Source organism: Vicinamibacterales bacterium, assembly GCA_041659285.1.
In the GTDB taxonomy this organism is placed as follows: domain Bacteria; phylum Acidobacteriota; class Vicinamibacteria; order Vicinamibacterales; family UBA2999; genus 12-FULL-67-14b.
On sequence record JBAZYO010000013.1, the window covers coordinates 43,902 to 57,667 of the forward strand.

The following is a 13,766-nucleotide window of genomic DNA, read 5'->3' on the forward strand; positions in this document are numbered from 1 at the left end:
CTGCGCCGGCCCGTTCCCCTGACTAAGCCGCCAGGCCCCGCCACAGGTACCACAGGCCCATCACGAGCACGAAGGCCTGCGACAGGCGGTTGAGGAATGGCCGGCGCGCGCCGAACAGCCGATCGGCGAGGGAGACGCCGAGCAGCGCCGGCGCCGTGCCGGCGCCGAAGACCGCGAGCGCCATGGCCCCCTCGAGCGCACCACCACGCGGCACGGCGGCGATGACGGCCGAATACAACAGGCCGCAGGGCAGCAGGCCGAGGAACAGACCGATCAGCAAGGGATGGGGTGGAATGCGCCCCTTGATGCGGCGCGCGACGCGCGCGAACAGCGCCCCACCGGTCTGCGCCCGGCCACGATCGAGCAGGGTCGCCAGCGCCCACGCGACCAGGGCCCCGCCCGCCAGGGCCGCCGCGGCCCGTTGCACGCCGACCAACGACCCGGCCAAATCGAGGGCCTGTCCCACGCCGCCGGCCGCCGCGCCAAGCAACGCGTAGGTGACAATCCGCCCGGCCGTATACCACAGCTGTGCCGCCGCCGCGGCGTGGCGTCCGGCCGGAACCGCGTACTGCCGCGACACCACCATCGCGAACGGCGAGCACATTCCGACGCAGTGGGCGACGCTGCCCAGCAGGCCCAGCAGCAGGAAGCCGATCAGGTCGAGGTCGAGAGGCGCGCTATGAGTCATACGCCAGGCACTCGGCCAGCGCCGGGTCCTTGAGGGGCACCGCGTCGTGGCGCGCGAGCGACCGGCCGAACACCAGCGTGAACAGGCCGAGGAACCCGATCGTCGCGCCCAACTCGATGAATGGCAGGCGGCCATGCGCCGCCTCGGCGCCGTGCCCCATCGCCGGCCCCACCATCAAGTACAGCTCCCAGAATTGCGCGAAGATGATCAGCATCGACACCGGCACCAGCCGGATCGGGTTGCGCTTGGCCTCGCGGGGCAGGAGCAGCAGGAACGGCACCACGAACTTCAACGCCGGCAGGATCAGGAAGTACGGCAGCCAGCCGTTGGCCGACCGCCGCAGGAAGTAGGCGGTTTCTTCGGGGATGTTGGCGTACCAGATCAACATGAACTGGCAGAAGTAGATGTAGGCCCAGAAGCCGGTGGCTGCGAACACCATCTTCGCCAGGCTGTGCAGGTGGCTCTGGTTGATGAAGCCCTTCAGCGCGCCGGTGGCCACCATCAGGCCTGCCACCACCGCCACAAACGCAGTGCCCGTCTGGACCACGTCGGTGAACACCAGCACGGCGAACATCGTCGAGAACCAGTGCGCGTCGAGTGACAGCAGCAGGTAGAAGCTGACGATGCTGATGGTGATCGCGAACACGACCAGGAACAGCGCTGAGACGACGCGGCTGGTGTGCGTGGGCGCGATGCCGCCGTCGCGATCCTGGCGGCGTGACGCGCGCACGAACAGCGCGGCGAAGACGACCCACAGCAACAGGCTGATGCCGACCAGCACCGTGAACATCGTCAGGTTGAGGAACGGCGCCTTGTGCGACAGCAGCTCGTCGCCGGCGACCACGTCGACGTGCGACCACTCGTAGAGGGAGTGCGCCCCGAGCCCCACGACCATCGCCAGGACGCCACCCGGCAGCAGCCACGCCGTCATCGCCTCCGGGATGCGGCGCATCGTCACCGACCAGGTCGCGCCGGCAAGGTAGAGGATGGCCAGCCACAGCGCCCCGAAGACGCCGAGGCCGAGCGTAAAAAACGCGCCAATCAAGTACGCGCTCCAGGCCAGCTGCGCCTCACCGTTGGTGACCGCCCACCCAAGCGCCGCGGCGCCGACGACCACGGCGGCGAGTGACAGGCCACGCACGGAGGCGGGCAGGGCCAGCCGGCCCGGAGCCGGCGGCCGCACGTCAGGGTGTGAGTGGCTCATGGCTTCCCTCCGGGAACCGGGGCTTGCCCCGCCGAAGCAGCCCCAGGTGCAGGGGCTGCGGAGGCGGGCGCCACGGCCTCAACCGACTGCATTTGCCGGATGTAGTGAATCACCGACCACACGTCGGTGGCATCGACCTGCCGGGCATGGCTGGGCATGGAGTTCTGGCCCCGCATCGGCCGGTGGAACAACTGCCCATCGGGCCAGTCCCGCACCTTCTGCGTCATCAGGCTGGGCGGTTTTGGGAACAGCGCAGTGAGGTGGCCGTCGCCGGCGCCACGGGGGCCGTGACACGTAATGCAGACGCCGTCGTAGACGAACTTGCCGTGCGCGATCACCGCCGGCGTGGCGGTGAGCGGATTGACGAGCTCGGCGCCGGCCTTATCGGCTTCGTTCTGCGCGTAGAGATACGGCGTCTCGCCGACGGCGACACTGCCGGCGGGCGGTGCCAGCAGGCCGGTGGCCCGGCCGCCGGACCACTGGCCGCGCTGCGGCTTCGGCTTGGGTTGATCGACCATGTCGAGACGGTTGCCCTCGTGATGCGGAGAGCGTCCCGCCGGCAGGCCGACGTCGCAGCCCGTGACGAACAGGGCGAGGGCGGCAACGGCCAGGGCGCCGCGGCGATTACGCATGGGGGCCTCCTTCGGCGCCGACCAGCCTGACGTGATCGGCGCCAAGCGAGGCGACGAAGCGCTCGGCCTCGGCGGCGTCCCACTTCGGGTCGGTGGCGGCGATCCAGAGGACGAAGCGATCGACGGTTGCGCCGGTCGCCAGCATCGCCGGCGGCTGCGTGACGGTGTCTTTCTTTCCGGCCACGATCGCGATGAACGCCGTGCCAAGCGCGGCCCAGAACACCATGGCCTCGAAGGTAATCGGGATGAAGGCCGGCCACGACGCGAACGGCTTGCCGCCGAAGTTCAGCGGCCAGTCCCACACCATCACGTAGTTCTGCAGGCCCTGCGCGAACAGGATGCCGCCGACCGCGAGTGCCGCCGAGGCCCACGGAATCCACGACCGCTTCTCGCCCATCGCTTCGTCCATCCCATGAATGGGAAACGGGGTGAGGAAATCGAAATGGGTCCAGCCCGCGGCGCGCACCTTCGCCGCCGCGGCGACGGCGTCGGCGGGCACGTAGAAGTCGCCCAGGATGCCGGCCGTTGATGTCGGCGTCATGATCGGGCCTCCCGCAACGCCGGCACGATAATCGGCCGGTCTCCTGGCGCGCGCGCGACCGTCGGATCCATCACGCCCTTCACTTCGGAGATCGCGACGACCGGCAGGAACCGCACGAACAGGAGGAACAACGTGAAGAACAGGCCAAACGACCCGAACAGGATGGCGTAGTCCCAGAACGTCAACGCGTACATCCCCCAGGATGAGGGCAGGTAATCGCGATGCAGCGAGGTGACGACGATCACGTAGCGCTCGAACCACATGCCGACGTTGACGAGAATCGACACCACGAACAGGACCCAGGTGTTGCGCCGCAGCGCCTTGAACCAGAACAGCTGCGGGATGACGGCGTTGCAGGTGAACATGATGGTGTAGGCCCACCAGTACGGACCGAACGCGCGGTTCGTGAAGACGAACCCTTCCCACTCGCTCCCCGAGTACCACGCCATGAAGAACTCGGTGGAATAGGCGAAGCCGACCAGCATGCCGGTCAGCATCAGGATCTTCGCCATGTCCTCCATGTGGTTGATGGTCACGTAGTTCTTGAGGCCGAAGTAGCCGCGCATGAAGGTCATCAGCGTGATCACCATCGCGAAGCCGGAGAAGATGGCGCCGATGACGAAGTAAGGCGGGAAGATCGTGGTGTGCCAGCCGGGCATGACGGAGGTGGCGAAGTCGAACGACACGATGGTGTGGACCGAGAACACCAGCGGCGTCGCCAGGCCGGCCAGCACCATGTAGGCCGACTCGTAATGCCGCCAGGCGCGATGGGATCCGTTCCAGCCGAAACACAGGGCGTGATAGAGCTTCTTGCGCCACGGGTGGGTGGCGCGGTCGCGCACGGTGGCGAGGTCGGGCAGCAGTCCCATGTACCAGAACGCCAGGGAGACCAGCCCGTACGTCGAGATGGCGAAGATGTCCCAGGCCAGCGGCGAGTTGAAGTTGACCCACAGCGGCCCGCGGGCGTTGGGGTACGGCACCAACCAGTAGGCAAACCACGCCCGCCCCAGGTGAATGACCGGGAAGATCCCCGCGCAGGCGACGGCAAACAGGGTCATCGCCTCAGCCGCGCGATTGATGCCGGTGCGCCACTGCTGCCGGAATAGATACAGCACCGCCGAGATCAGCGTGCCGGCATGGCCGATGCCGATCCAGAAGACGAAGTTGATGATGAACGAACCCCAGCCGACCGGCTGGTTCACGCCGGCGATGCCGATGCCGACGTAAAACAGCGTGATCAACGCGTAGACCAGCAGGCTGAGGAACGCCAGCGCGACGCCGAACGCCAGCCACCACCGCCTGGTCGGGAACTGTTCGGCGTGCATGCAGATGTCGCGGTCGACGTCGGCCCATCGCTTCGCACCGGTGACGAGCGGCTCGGGAATCTCGAGGTCGCCGCCGTACGGTCCCGCGCCGGGCAGGACGATCGGCCGGCCGGTCAGCTGGCTGTCGTCCATCACGGTCGAGTACGGACTCATCTCAGGCTTTGTCATTACGCACCTTGGTCAGGTAGGAGATCGACGGCTTGATGCCGATCGCTTCGAGCAGCTTCATCGCCCGCGGGTGAGACGCCTGGGCCGCGACGCGCGAGGCCGGATCGTTGACGTTGCCGAACGTGATGGCGCCGGTGGGGCACGCCTCCATGCACGCCGGCACCACGGCGCCGTCGGGCAGGCGGTCCTTCGACCGGCCCTCACGGGTCGCTTCCGCCCGCGCCGCGTTGATGCGCTGAACGCAGAAGGAGCATTTCTCCATGACGCCGCGGCTGCGCACCGTGACCTCCGGGTTGTTCTTCATCTGCATCGGCTCGCGGGTATTGAGCTCGGCGTTGCGGGCGATGCGGGGTACCAGCCAGCGGAAGAACGCGCTCTCCTGCGGCTTGCTGTACTCGAAGTAGTTGAAGCGCCGCACCTTGAACGGGCAGTTGTTGCCGCAATAGCGCGTGCCGACGCAGCGGTTGTAGATCTGCTGGTTCAAGCCCTCGTCGCTGTGCAGGGTCGCCACGAACGGACAGACCGTTTCGCACGGCGCGTTCTCGCAGTGCTGGCACAGCATCGGCTCGAACAGCGTGTGCGGCTCCTCGACCACCTCGAGCGGGCCGTCCCAGACATCAGCGTCCCAGCCGCCGTCTTTCCGCGGCGCGTCGTAATAGCGATCGATGCGGATCCAGGACATCTCACGGCCGGTGAGCATGCCGAGGCGGCCGACAATCGGGATGTTGTTCTCCGACTGGCAGCCGACGACGCACTTGCCGCAGCCGTTGCACTTGCTGAGGTCGATCGTCATCGCCCAGCGGGCGTTCGGGTATTCGTGGGCCGGCCACGCCGACGGTCCGGCTTCCTGCTGCTCGGTGCCCGATGCCGGGTTCTGTTCGTACGCCGACAGCGTGGTGGTCGGCACCACCGGCCGGCGGGCGCGGTCGATGACGTCGGCCCCCTGCGCGAGCGCGAGGGGTTCGCGGCCATCGACCTTGCGGATGGTCACGGGCAGGCCCGACGACACGATGTTGCCGCCGGTCACCAGGCGAAGCGTGAATGCGTTGGGCCCGATGCCGGCGCCAATCGCACCACACGCCGTCCGGCCGAGACCCAGCGGCAGCGCCACCTGGTCGGCGTGCATGCCGGCGTGGCGGTAGGCCGGCGCCACGAGCTTGCCGTGGCCGGCGTCGATCTCGACGAGGTCGCCGTTGGTGAGCTGCATCTCGTCGAAGCGCCGCGGCGCCATCGAGAGCGCGCCGCCCCACGTGATCCGCGTGATCGGGTCGGGCAGCTCGTGGAGCCAGCCGTTGTTGCCGGCGCGGCCGTCGGCGAGCGCGAGGTGCGGGTAGAGCTGCAACTCGAGGCCACGAGAGGGCCCGGGCGCGGTGGCCACCGGGGCCAGCAGCGAGAGGGCCGCCGGCGCCAGCACGCGGGCCGGCGGCGGAGGCGTTGGCCCCTGCCAGGCGCCCGAGCGCAGCACGTCCTGCCAGGCGGTCTCGAACGCAGTCGAGGCGGGGTCGAGAGCCAGCCGTGCCGCCCACAACGTGCGGAGATAGCGCCACCCGAGGCTCGTCGGGGGGGCGGGTTGGGCCGTGGCCGGCGCAGGCACCGGCGCCGCCGCCGCGGTGGCGGCGGTGACCACCGCCAGGGCGGTACCGTCGCCGAGCGCCGCCGCCCAATCGACCATCACGTCGAGCCACCCGCGCGTGTCGAACAGCGGTTGAATCACGGGCTGCTGCACGGCGAACACACCCCTGGGCAGCGCGGCGTCGCTCCAACATTCGAACGGGTGGCTGACCGGCGCCAGCAGGTCGGCGAGCATCGCCGTCTCGTCGAGTCGATCGCTCAACGAGACGATGAACGGCACCTTGGCGAGCGCGGCGGCCAGGGCGAAAGAGGCGGGCGCGTCGTAGGCCGGGTTGGCGCCGGCTACGATCAGCAGCTCGACACCCCCCCCGGTCATCTCCGCGGCCAGCGAGGCGAGCGCGGCGGTTGCGCCCGTCAGCGGTTCGACCGCGGCGGTCTCGTCGAAGAGCCCGGCATCGAAAGCGCCGAGCGTGATGTTGAGCAGCACGGCGGCGAACTCGATCGCGGGGCCCGTGGCCGATGCGCTCGCGGCACCGCCGGCGACCACCAGCGTCCGCCCCCCCGCCGCGGCGAGTTCCGCGGCCAGCGACGTCAACGCTGCCGCGTCCACGCCGGCGCGGGAGGCGACCGCCTCGACGGTAAACGGCGCCAGCGCCTGCGCGACCACCGCGTCGCCGGCGAGCGGCCCGATCTTCCGCGCCACGATGAGCTCGTGGGCGAGCGCGGCGCCGAGCGCGGCGAGGTCCGAGTCACGCACGCGGAGCCGTCGATCGGCGTTCGCGCCGGTGAGCGTCAACCGGCCCTCGATCTGGACGAACCGGCTCATACGGCCGCCGTCCGGTTGATCGGGCGATCGGCGCGCCGCGAACTCCCGTTCGAAGCCTTCGTCCGGGTGGTCGAGGAACTCCGCGCCCAGCCCGAGCAGCAGGTCGGCCTTGCCGATGCGCGGCTTCGCGATCCGGGCATCGCCGAAGGCCTGCTGCCACGCCCGGCTCGCGGCGTCGCACGCCAGCGGCGACCAGGTCACGTGCCGGAGGCCGCTGCGCGCCGAGAGGGCGGCGATCACCGACGCGAGCGCTGGGCTGTCGACGGGGCCGGTGAGCAGCACCGCCCTGGGCCCAGCGGCTTTCAACCGGGCCACCACGTCGGCGCCGATGGTGTTCCAGTTGGCGGCCACGGTCACACCGGTGCCGCGCCGCAACGACACGGGACCGCGGGCGCGATCGGGGTCGTAGAGGTCCATCAACGCGGCGTGATGCCGGGCGCTCAGCCCCCGGCCGCTCACATCGCTCGCGCTCGGCGTCACGAGGATCGGCCGCCCCTCGCGCGTGCGGACCAGGACCGGCGAGCCGTGGAGCACGGTCTGGAAGAAGCGCGCCTGCCCCATGCCGTCGACGAGCGCCTCGGGCATGTCATGGAACGGCACCGTCAGCTCCTGCGGCACCTGGCAACCGGCACTCGCAAGCGCGCCGGCAGCAGCCATGGCGGTGCTCACGCGGAGGAACTCGCGGCGGTCCAGCGCCGTCGCCTCAGGTGGGATGTCGGTCTCGTTCGGGTTCATGCTCATGTGAGTTACCGATGACAAGTGACGCAGGCGGTCGGCGCCTTCATCTCCGGCTTGCGGTGGCAATCGAGACACCACTGCATGTTGAAGGGCGTCTGTACCGACACGATCGCCATCTGATCGACCGCGCCGTGACAGGTCTGGCACGCCACCATCGGCTGCCCCTGCGCATCGGTCAGCGGCAGCTTCAAGTTACCGTTCGCGTCCCGGGCGTTCAGGTGCGCGGAGTGATCGAAGTAGACGAAATCGGGCAGGTCATGGACCTTCACCCACGGGATGGGCTCACCGCGGTCCCAGTACTCCCGCATCTTCAGCACCCATTCCCTATTCAGGCCGACGCTCGAATGGCAGTTCATGCACACCGCCGTCGACGGCAGTGTCGCGTGGCGGCCCTTGTAGGACATCGTGTGGCAGTAGAGGCAGGGAATGCCGAAGCCCCCGACATTCACCCGCACGCCCTTGTCGTCCACCTGCCACACCGGCGCCCCGGCCATGCGCGTGTGCAAGAACGGAATTGGCTGCCGCGGCTCGTAGCCCTTGCGCGAGTTGCTGAGCGCATAGGCCAGGGAGCCGATCACGGCCAGGGCCACGAGCAGGCCGAGGGCGCCGACAAACTTCCTGCTGGCGTTCATTCGTGAGCACTCCTTGTCGGGGCTGCGGTCGCCGGCGGCCGCGGCCCGCCCGGCTCCTCGTCGTCGAACAGCATGCGGACGGCGGGTGTCTCGAGGTCATCGAATTGCCCGGTCCTGGCCGCCCAGATGAAGAAGCCGACGGCAATGACCGCGATCAGCAGCGCCAGCGGGAGCAGCACGAAGATGGTCTCCACGTCAGGCCTCCCCTCGTGCCGGCCGCGCGCGACGGGCCGGGCGCGGGCGTGACGCCGCGAACGTGCGCGTCAGCGCCGACGACATGACCACGGTCAGTGAGGACACCGGCATCAGGACCGCGGCGAGGAGCGGACCGACCATGCCGGCCAGCGCCAGGGACGAGGCACCGGCGTTGTAGAACAGCGAAAACGCGATGTTGCGGCGAATCACGCGGCGCAGGCGCCGCGCGCCGTCCAGGACATCGAGCAGTGGCGCCACACCTTCACGCGTCAGGACGATGTCGGCGGCGACGATGGTCGCGCCCATGCCGCCGTCGACGGCGATGCCGACATCGGCGAGCGCCAGCGCCGCGGCGTCGTTGACGCCGTCGCCAACCATCACCACGGCCCCGGTGCGATCGGCGCCGGACACCAGCCCGGCGACAACATCCCGCTTGGCTTCCGGCGTCAGCCCGCCCTGGGCATCATCCAGCGAGAGCCCGAGCTGTGCCGCCACCCGGGCGACGATGTCGGGATGATCGCCGGACAGGATGCGCACGCGCAGGCCGCGGCGGCGAAGCGCGGCGACGGTCTCGATCGAGTCGCGGCGCAGCGCATCGCCGATACCGGCGAGGCCGGAGACGCGCCCGTCGACCGACACGAACACGGGACTGAGCCCGTCGGCCACCATCGAGGCCGCAATCCCGGTCCGCTCTTCGTCCACGGACGCATGGCCCGCTTCGATGAAGGCGCGGTTGCCGACGCGGACCTCGTGCCCGTCGAGCCGTCCGGCAATGCCGCGTCCCGGCACCTCGACGACGTCGGCCACGGACCGCACGGCGTGCAACGACCGGCCGGGGGTCGCCGTGAAGGCCCGGGCCACCGCGTGCGATGACTCGGCCTCGAGGGCGCGCGCCAGTTCCAGGACGAAGCTGTCTCCGTGCCAGCGCGAGATGGTGGCGCGGCCCTCGGTGAGCGTCCCGGTCTTGTCGAGCAGCACCGTGTCAACGGTGCGCAGCCGCTCGAGGGCGTCCGGGTTCTTGATGAAGATCCCGGCGCGCGCCGCGCGCATCAGCGCGACCGACAGGGCCAGCGGCACGGCCAGGCCCAGCGCGCACGGACACGACACCACCAGCAGCGCCACGACCCGCGTCAACGCGACGTCTGGACCGTGCTGCCACCAGGCAACGGCCAGCGTGGCGGCGGCCACGGCGAGCAGGATGTTGACGAACCGGCGGGCCATGAGGTCGGTGGTCTGCAACAGCGCCGGGCGGCGCGACGCCGCCTCCTGCACGAGGGCCAGGAGCGCGCCGACGCGCGTCCCCACGCCGACCGCATCGACCCGGACGATCAGCCGCGCGCCAAGGTTCGTGGCCCCGGCGTTCACCGCATCACCCTCACCGACGGAGAGCGGCGCGGCTTCACCGGTGAGGACCGCGTTGTCGAGCGACGAGTGTCCCGACAGGATCACGCCGTCGACCGGGACGAACTCGCCGGAGCGGACCTCAACGCGATCGCCGGGCACCAGCGCCGTCAGCGGCACCTCGACCACCGGCGCGTGCGGATCGCCGCCCTCGAGCCGCCGCGCGAATTCGAGGAAGGCCACGCCGCGCAGGCTGTCGGCGCGCTCGAGCGCGAGGCGCTGCGCGCTGCGCTGCAGCTGGCGCGCGCCGAGCAGCGCCGCGACCAGCATCGCCAGCGAGTCAAACCAGATCGGCCCGCTGCCCGCCACCGTGTTCCAGGCGCTGGCCGCGGCGGCAATGGCAATGGCGGCGGCGATCGGCAGGTCGATGTGGACGATGCCGGCGCGCAGCCCGGCGAGCGCCGTCTGGAAGAAGGGCGCGGCCGAAAAGCCGAGCACGGGCACGGCGATGAGCAACGACAGCCAGCGGAAGAAGGCCTCGTAGGGAGAAGCCATGCCGGAGTGCTCGCCGGCGTATAACGCGCCCGACACGAACATCAGGTTCATGGCGCAGGCCGCGGCGACGCCAAAGCGCGCGAGCATGGCGCGGTCTTCGACGCGGCGCGCCTCCTGGACGCGCGAGGCGCGATGCACGTGCGGGGTGTAGCCCAGGCGATCGAGGGCGCGGGCGATGGTCGACAGCCGCGTGTGCCCGGGCCGCCAGGTGACCTCGGCGACCGCGCTGCCGTAATTCAGGCGGACTTCGTCGACACCCGCGAGCACCGCCGGGAGCTTCTCGACCAGCCAGACGCAGGCGGCGCAGTGCACGCCCTCGAGGTAGAGCCGGGTGCGCCGGCGCTCGGGGCCGAGGTCATCGGTGGCCTCGGATTGCAGCCGCGCATCATCGAAGTCCTCGAAGCTGCGGCCGCTGACTCGCGCGGGCCCGGGCGTCCCTGGTTGCCGATCGACGAGCCGGTAGTAATGGTCGAATCCCCATTCGCGGACCAGCGCGTGCACCTGGCGGCAGCCGTGGCAGCAGAACTGGTCGGCATCGGCCTCGCGCACGAGGCTGAGCGGGACGGCCAGGCCGCAGTGCGCGCACGGCGGTGACGCCAGGCTGGCCGGACGCGAAGGGAAGGCGCGAATCATTGGGGCGCCTCACGGCCGGGGTCGGCATCCGCGCCCACGCTCACCCGGGCGGCATGGACGAACCGCATGGCCTGTTGCGTGGTGTCGATCCGCAGCTCCCACGCGCCGGGCTCGTCGAGCCGCACCAGCGTGCGATAGCTGCCGGCGTGCGTCGGCAGCTCGACCAACTGGCCGCGTTGATTGAGCCGCGTGTCGGCGGGACGGACGGCGAACAAGTGGCCGGCGAGCCCGGAGACGGGGCGGCCGTCGCGATCGGCCACGGTGACGTCCACCGGCCGCGGCATGCCGCGGTAGTGCGGGATGTCGCCCGGCAGGTTGTAGCGGACCGTCCACCCGAGCCGGCGGCTGGCGTCGGCGACCGCCTCGTCCGCGTCCCACCCTTGCGCCGCCTGGTAGTAGCCGGGAATCGGGCGCGGGGCGTCGGCGCCGGTGGCGACCCACACCAGCACGCCGCACGCGATCACCGACATCGCCAGGTGGCCGCCGATGTAGATCGGCCAGCGGTATTCGGAAACCAGCCGGAAGAACTTCATGGCGTCGTCCCCGCGGTGCCGAACGGTCCGAGCAGCAGGAAGTCCAGTTCCTGCCGGAAGCCGTGATCGGACGTGATCAGGTAACGCACGGTCGCCTGCCCATCGCGGAACAACGCCCGCGGCACCGTGGTCACGGCGTTCACCATGACCACCGCTTCCGGCCCCACCACGATCGGCGACTCGCTCAGCACCAGTGCCGCCCCAGCTGGGTTGGCGATGGTGACCTCGAAGCGCTGCGCCTCGTCCAGTTGGTTGGTGAAGCGGATGCGCTGCTGGTTGGCGACCTCTCCGGTCGTCAGCATCCGGTACGGCTCGCGGCCGCCGCGCACGACCTCGACCAGCGCATCCGCGCGCGTGAAGACCAGCGCGCCCAGCGTGCCCCAGGCCACCGCCATCAGCCCGAGGTAGGCGAGGTTGCGCGGGCGCCAGATGCGCCGGGCGCCGCCCTGTTGCTGGCGCTCGGAGGTGAACTTGATCAGGCCGGTGGGACGGCCCAGCTTGCGCATCACCTCATCGCAGGCGTCGACGCATTGCGCCGTGCCGATGCATTCGACCTGCAGGCCGCGCCGGATGTCGACGCCGGTTGGGCACACGCTCACGCAGGCGCCGCAGTCGATGCAGTCGCCCGCGGCCACGCCGGCCAGCTGGTGTTTCGGCTGCATCCTCGGCTCGCCCCGGGCGGTGTCGTAGGCCACCAGAATCGTGTCCTTATCGGCGATGACGCTCTGGAGGCGGCCGTACGGACACGCGATGGTGCACATCTGGTCGCGAAACCAGCCGAAGTCGAAGACGATGAGCCCGGTCAGCGCGGTGATCGTGAACAGCGCTCCGGTCCACGCCTGCGGATTCGTGGTCAGGCCGTGCACGAGCGCCGACCATCCGGTGAGATAGGCGACGAACGTTGCCGCCATGCTCACCGCGAGCACGATCCACAGCGCCCATTTCGTCGCCTTAATCGCGGCTTTTCGCGCCGACAACGGCTGCTTGTTCAGGTGCCGCTGGTTGGTCGGGCCGCCCTCCACCCAGGCTTCGATCGGGCGGAACAGGAATTCGAGATAGATGGTCTGCGGGCACGCGAACCCGCACCAGACGCGGCCGAACGTCGAGCCGACGAAGAACACGGTGACGATCACGCCGAAGCCGAATGCCACCAGCAGCAGGTTGTCGGTCGGATGGAAGGTGGCGCCGAACAGGTGGACGCGCCAGGTCGCCAGATCGAACAGCATCGCCGGCGCCCCGCCGACCGGAATCAGCGGCAACGCGAAGAACAACACGACGAGGGCGTAGGCGATGGTCCGGCGGATCCCCCAGTAGCGTCCCTTCCGCACCACCGGGTGCATGAAGCGGCGCTTGCCATCGGCGGCAATGCTGTAGAGGAGTTCTTCCTGTGGCGCGACCTCGAAAACCGAGCTCATGATCAGCGCTCCGGAATCTTCTCGGGCGTCACGGGGTCGCCCTCCGCGGGCCGGGGATTGGCCGGCATCGAGCCCTGGAGGCTCCGCACGTAGGAGACCAGGGCCGCCAGTTCCTCTGGCTTCAACGTGCGGCCCCACGGCGGCATGCCTTTCGAAGGCCAGCCCTTGGCCACGGTCTGGAAGATCTGCTCGACCGACCCGCCATGCAGCCAGCGGTCGTCGGTGAGGTTGGGGCCGATCAGCCCCTGGGCCAGGTCGCCGTGGCACGAGGCGCACGTCCGCGAGAAGCGCGCGGCGGCGAGATCGAGCACGGCCGGGTCTTTCGCGCCGGCCAGCAACTGGGCCGGCGACGGCGGGACCAGCGGATTCGCATCGAAGTAGACCTGGACCGACGTCAGTGCTTCCTGAGTCTGCGCCCGGTACTCCGCCTCCAACGACCCCTCGCCGAAGCTGAGGGCGTAGAAGATCAAGTAGCCGGCGGCGAACAGCAGCGATCCCCACCAGATGGCCAGCAGCCAGCCCGGCATGGGGTTGTCGTATTCCTTGATGCCGTCGAGTTCGTGAAGGACTTTGTCTTCGTAGTCGGCCATGATCGTCCTCACGCCTTCTCGTCGTCATCCAGCGCCATGCGCGCGTGCGCGGCGAGATCCTCGGGGCGTGCCTGGTAGAGCCGTACCACGATGAGGATGTAGGCCGCGATGAAGAACAGCAGCGACCCGATCGCCCAACCGGTGGCGCCGGAGCCGGACGCCAGTTCCTGCAGCATGG

Annotated in this window: 13 protein-coding genes; all 13 read right to left on the reverse strand. The window is 69.8% G+C overall.

What is annotated here, in order from left to right:
- Positions 1–22 precede the first annotated feature (22 nt).
- From WC815_18655 to WC815_18715, 13 genes are read right to left on the reverse strand one after another with little or no spacing between them, the layout of a single operon-like run.
- Positions 23–688: a sulfite exporter TauE/SafE family protein gene (locus tag WC815_18655; GenBank protein MFA5910806.1), complete on the reverse strand. Its 666-nt coding sequence runs from the start codon at positions 686–688 to the stop codon at positions 23–25.
- Positions 678–1,892 (reverse strand): hypothetical protein, encoded by a 1,215-nt coding sequence (locus WC815_18660; GenBank protein ID MFA5910807.1) that lies wholly within the window; start codon positions 1,890–1,892, stop codon positions 678–680. The genes WC815_18655 and WC815_18660 overlap by 11 nt, the downstream gene beginning before the upstream one ends.
- On the reverse strand, positions 1,889–2,524 hold the full coding sequence (locus WC815_18665) for a cytochrome c (protein MFA5910808.1): 636 nt from the start codon (positions 2,522–2,524) through the stop codon (positions 1,889–1,891). Before WC815_18665 ends, WC815_18660 begins: the two co-directional genes overlap by 4 nt.
- Entirely contained in the window at positions 2,517–3,065 is a 549-nt protein-coding gene (locus WC815_18670; protein ID MFA5910809.1) for a DUF3341 domain-containing protein, read from the reverse strand. Before WC815_18670 ends, WC815_18665 begins: the two co-directional genes overlap by 8 nt.
- Positions 3,062–4,558 carry an NrfD/PsrC family molybdoenzyme membrane anchor subunit gene (gene nrfD, locus WC815_18675; GenBank protein MFA5910810.1) on the reverse strand — a complete coding sequence of 499 codons (1,497 nt, stop codon included), beginning with the start codon at positions 4,556–4,558 and terminating at the stop codon, positions 3,062–3,064. Before nrfD ends, WC815_18670 begins: the two co-directional genes overlap by 4 nt.
- On the reverse strand, positions 4,545–7,697 hold the full coding sequence (locus WC815_18680) for a 4Fe-4S dicluster domain-containing protein (GenBank protein ID MFA5910811.1): 3,153 nt from the start codon (positions 7,695–7,697) through the stop codon (positions 4,545–4,547). Before WC815_18680 ends, nrfD begins: the two co-directional genes overlap by 14 nt.
- Positions 7,698–7,702: 5 nt before the next feature.
- On the reverse strand, positions 7,703–8,326 hold the full coding sequence (locus tag WC815_18685) for a cytochrome c3 family protein (GenBank protein ID MFA5910812.1): 624 nt from the start codon (positions 8,324–8,326) through the stop codon (positions 7,703–7,705).
- Complete coding sequence (gene ccoS / locus WC815_18690) at positions 8,323–8,520, reverse strand: cbb3-type cytochrome oxidase assembly protein CcoS (protein MFA5910813.1); 198 nt, start codon at positions 8,518–8,520, stop codon at positions 8,323–8,325. Before ccoS ends, WC815_18685 begins: the two co-directional genes overlap by 4 nt.
- Before the next feature lies 1 nt (position 8,521).
- Positions 8,522–11,050 carry a heavy metal translocating P-type ATPase metal-binding domain-containing protein gene (locus WC815_18695; GenBank protein ID MFA5910814.1) on the reverse strand — a complete coding sequence of 843 codons (2,529 nt, stop codon included), beginning with the start codon at positions 11,048–11,050 and terminating at the stop codon, positions 8,522–8,524.
- Complete coding sequence (locus WC815_18700; GenBank protein ID MFA5910815.1) at positions 11,047–11,583, reverse strand: FixH family protein; 537 nt, start codon at positions 11,581–11,583, stop codon at positions 11,047–11,049. The genes WC815_18695 and WC815_18700 overlap by 4 nt, the downstream gene beginning before the upstream one ends.
- Positions 11,580–12,998 carry a cytochrome c oxidase accessory protein CcoG gene (gene ccoG / locus WC815_18705; GenBank protein MFA5910816.1) on the reverse strand — a complete coding sequence of 473 codons (1,419 nt, stop codon included), beginning with the start codon at positions 12,996–12,998 and terminating at the stop codon, positions 11,580–11,582. The genes WC815_18700 and ccoG overlap by 4 nt, the downstream gene beginning before the upstream one ends.
- A 2-nt stretch (positions 12,999–13,000) precedes the next feature.
- The gene (locus WC815_18710) at positions 13,001–13,600 is read right to left on the reverse strand and encodes a c-type cytochrome (GenBank protein ID MFA5910817.1); all 600 of its coding nucleotides are present in this window, start codon (positions 13,598–13,600) and stop codon (positions 13,001–13,003) included.
- On the reverse strand, positions 13,597–13,764 hold the full coding sequence (locus WC815_18715; GenBank protein ID MFA5910818.1) for a hypothetical protein: 168 nt from the start codon (positions 13,762–13,764) through the stop codon (positions 13,597–13,599). The genes WC815_18710 and WC815_18715 overlap by 4 nt, the downstream gene beginning before the upstream one ends.
- Between the last annotated feature and the right edge of the window lie 2 nt (positions 13,765–13,766).